Genomic DNA, 2,535 nt, shown 5'->3' with positions numbered 1-2,535 from the left:
CTTGTCATTCTTGATCGGTCCCTCCCCCGCCTTAGGCAGCTGGACGAGCATTTCGGTGGTCGCGTAAAAACGCGTTTCTCCACCCAGCAGGCCATCGAAGAGGAGGTGCTCGCAGCCGACGTGGTGATCGGGGCCGTTCTCATTCCGGGGGCAGCAGCTCCACGTCTCGTTTCCCGCGAACAACTTTCGAGGATGAAACGCGGAGCGGTGCTCGTCGATGTTGCGATCGATCAAGGCGGCTGTTTCGAAACATCCCGACCGACGACCCACGCTTCACCCACCTTCGAAATTGAAGGGGTCATTCATTATTGCGTCGCCAACATGCCCGGAGCTGTACCGCTCACATCGAGTTATGCCTTGAACAACGCCACGCTGCCGTTCGGCCTAGCATTGGCGGCACGTGGCCTGAAAGCGATTGAAGAAGACCCGCACCTCGCCGCCGGCCTGAATGTGCATCGAGGTCGAATCACAAATCCACAGGTCGCCGAGAGTCTCAACAAGCCATACGAGCCGGTTCAAAAGGCGATTGCCGCCTGATGATTGAGCGATGAGCATTGGGATGCGACAAATGACGGAGCAGACATCGTGATCGATGAGCCGGACGGATTGAGCCTGGTCCTGACGGAAGGCTACCGCATACTGCCAGACTGACAGAGTTCGGCTCCAGGGCTATTTGAAGCCCGGACGGCGCCGCGACTTCGTCTTGATCTGTGCTGCAAGGCCAGCCTGTTTGACATTGGCTTCTTTCGCCAAACGAAGCCCGCACAGCTTGAGCATGTTGTCCTCCCGGTGCTGGATCAGCTTCTCCGTCTCGGAGATAATCCTGGCGTGAGAGAGGGAGCGCGTTTGGATCTTCGAAAATTGGTTGTCGGCCGTTAAGCGCTGCTTTGAAAGTTCGAACATTACGATCTCCATTCGTATCTAGATTGAAAAGCAAAAAGGCCGAGCAAATGCCCGGCCTTTCGAGTGGCTATAGTCGCTGGTGCCAGTACATCCGTGGTCAACGGCGACGGTTGCCTAATCACGCAGTCTGGAGCTGTTCCGCGGCCATCTTGCCGGACCGGTTGTCGCGAGCGACCTCGTATCCAAGCTTCTGGCCTTCCTGCAGGTCCCGCATTCCAGCGCGTTCGACGGCGGAGATATGTACGAACACATCCTGGCTGCCGTCATCGGGCTGGATGAAGCCGAAACCCTTGGTGGAATTGAACCATTTCACTGTGCCGGTGGTCATGAAAAACCCTCCTTCTGGCAAGACCTGTCGCTCACCGACAGAATGTCCGGCGAGTTCAGAACGATTTCGAAAGGGGGAGTTCATCAGAGCCGCGCCAAAGCGCGAAAATAACAACGGCCGTCCAAGCAATCTCGATAAAGGTATACTTAGCTCAAATTGCCGGAGAATCCAAATTTTATTTTTTCGATGCCCGGTTTTTCTTTTTCGGTGACGATCTTAGTTATGCGTTCCGCCAATGTTTTCGGACAAAAATTATTCCGGGTCTCAACCGCCCCCTGTTCGTTTGGGCGCCGCCCCGTCGCGCTCCGCGGCAGACGCGACCACTGCTGCTCCCGACATTTGTCTATGTCTTTTTACATGTCGCCTGTTTCAAGCGAAGGTAAGAGAAAGCAGCGGGGCGGCAGAGCGCTGGTCTCCAACGATTGCGGAGCAACAACCGGATGGGCAAAGAGGAATACATTAGCGAGCTCATCCAAAAGCTCGAAACGACACAGCCGCTAGGGAAGGAAGAGCAGCGACTGCTTCGCCAACTGCCACTGAACATCCGGCACTACGAGGCGGGCCAGGATATTGTCCGCGAAGGTGAACTCGCCAAGCAATGCTGCCTCGTTATCGGCGGGCTCGTGTGTCGTTATAAAATTGTCGGGGAGGGGCAGCGCCAAATCATATCGCTCCATCTTCCGGGAGACATCCCCGACATCCATTCGCTGGTGCTTCCACGGATGGATCACAATCTGGGAACCCTCACTTCTGTAACGGTGGGTTTCATCCCGCATGAACCGGTCAGAGCGCTCACCCGCAGCTCCTTTCGCATTGCAGAGGCATTCTGGCGCGAGACGTTGATAGAGGCTTCGATCTATCGTGAATGGATGGTCGGGATTGGGAAGCGCCCCGCTGCAAGCCGCATTGCCCACTTCCTGTGTGAATTCATCACGAAGATGAAAGCCATCGGCCTGTCAGACGGCATAACCTGCAATCTGCCCATGACCCAGACGGAAATCGCCGATTCACTGGGCCTGTCGACCGTCCATATGAACAAGCAGCTGCGGAAAATTCGCGAAACCGGCCTGGTTCGTATCCGGGCGAGCCGTATCACGGTTCTGAATTGGTCGGGTCTCTGCGAGTTGGCGGAATTTGACGCGGACTACCTGCATTTGCGGGAACAGACGCCCAGTTAATATTTGCGGCGCCGTGGAACAGATGACAACGCGCGGCATTCCCTGCTTATGCCCCAGTATTTCTTTCATACTCAAGACGGTGTTAAAATAGACATCGACGATGAGGGTACTGACTTACCCAATGAC

At 55.6% G+C, this 2,535-nt stretch carries 4 protein-coding genes; 2 read left to right on the top strand and 2 right to left on the bottom strand.

Annotated features, from left to right (window positions below):
• Window positions 1–537: alanine dehydrogenase (locus AC1DVA_RS27580; RefSeq protein ID WP_476808010.1), on the top strand; the 537-nt coding region annotated here is incomplete at its 5' end.
• A 132-nt stretch (window positions 538–669) separates the two neighbouring features.
• On the opposite strand, the gene AC1DVA_RS27575 is transcribed toward AC1DVA_RS27580, so the two are convergent.
• Both AC1DVA_RS27575 and AC1DVA_RS27570 read right to left on the bottom strand, forming a co-directional pair.
• Entirely contained in the window at window positions 670–903 is a 234-nt protein-coding gene (locus AC1DVA_RS27575) for a hypothetical protein (protein WP_476808009.1), read from the bottom strand.
• 118 nt (window positions 904–1,021) lie between these two features.
• Entirely contained in the window at window positions 1,022–1,231 is a 210-nt protein-coding gene (locus AC1DVA_RS27570) for a cold-shock protein (RefSeq protein WP_038358045.1), read from the bottom strand.
• 440 nt (window positions 1,232–1,671) lie between these two features.
• On the opposite strand from AC1DVA_RS27570, the gene AC1DVA_RS27565 reads away from it, so the two are divergent.
• A complete protein-coding gene (locus tag AC1DVA_RS27565; protein ID WP_476808008.1) occupies window positions 1,672–2,409 on the top strand; it encodes a Crp/Fnr family transcriptional regulator in 738 nt (245 codons plus the stop codon).
• The last annotated feature ends 126 nt before the right edge of the window (window positions 2,410–2,535 follow it).

This window comes from Allobosea sp. P4_C6 (genome assembly GCF_056402015.1).
The sequence above is the reverse complement of the archived record's forward strand: the minus strand, read 5'-3'. Positions and strand labels throughout refer to the sequence as shown.